The sequence below is a fragment of the Faecalicatena contorta genome, from assembly GCF_021531995.1.
Taxonomy (GTDB): Bacteria; Bacillota; Clostridia; order Lachnospirales; family Lachnospiraceae; genus Dorea_A; species Dorea_A contorta_A.
In genome coordinates, this window is the sequence record NZ_JAFBIZ010000270.1 from 1 (window position 1) to 888 (window position 888).

The window sequence follows — 888 nt, forward strand, 5'->3', positions numbered from 1 at the left end:
ATAATATATACACATCTGAATAAAAACTGTAAAAGAATAAAAAACAGGTTGACAGATGTATGTAGATGTGTTAGAGTGATAGATGCGTAAGGCAAAAAATAAAGTAGAGTATCCACTCTCACCATAGCACAATCGGGTGACTATTGGTTTGATATTGCACATAGGGATCTTATCGGAGGTCGTTTTATGGAAATATGTAAGTGGATAGTCTCAAAACTATTCACTTATTTTTTATGATGGGGGTGCACAACAATTAGCGAATTAATGATTAACGGGCAGATTAGAGACAAAGAGATAAGAGTGATTGGAGAGAATGGAGATCAGCTGGGAATTATGTCTCCGAAAGAGGCAATGAAGCTTGCTCAGGAAGCGGATCTTGACCTTGTAAAGATAGCTCCGAAGGCTCAGCCGCCTGTCTGCAAGATTATTGACTACGGAAAGTACAGATATGAGCTTGCAAGAAAGGAGAAAGAGGCAAAGAAAAAGCAGAAGACCGTTGAAGTAAAAGAAGTGCGTCTTTCACCTAATATTGAGACAAATGATCTGAATACGAAAGTGAATAATGCAAAAAAGTTTATTACAAAAGGAAATAAAGTAAAAGTCACTCTGCGTTTCCGCGGACGTGAGATGGCACATATGCAGCAGAGCAAGCATATTCTTGATGATTTCGCAAAGATGCTTGAAGATGTGGCAGTCGTTGAAAAGCCGGCAAAACTGGAAGGCAGAAATATGAGCATGGTTTTAACTGAAAAACGTTAAAAATAAATTACAAATTTAAGGAGGAACTTATCATGCCAAAAATTAAAACAAATAGAGCAGCTGCAAAGCGCTTCAAAAAGACAGGTACAGGAAAATTAAAAAGAAATAAAGCTTATAAGAGCCATATCT

2 protein-coding genes are annotated in these 888 nt (G+C 37.2%); both read left to right on the forward strand.

Annotated elements, in window-relative coordinates; all coding sequences use genetic code 11:
* The first annotated feature begins 264 nt into the window (after positions 1–264).
* A complete protein-coding gene (infC, locus tag JQM82_RS15870) occupies positions 265–759 on the forward strand; it encodes a translation initiation factor IF-3 (protein WP_235251384.1) in 495 nt (164 codons plus the stop codon).
* Between the two features lie 32 nt (positions 760–791).
* A partial coding sequence (rpmI, locus tag JQM82_RS15875; protein WP_235251386.1) for a 50S ribosomal protein L35 occupies positions 792–888 on the forward strand: 97 nt, incomplete at its 3' end.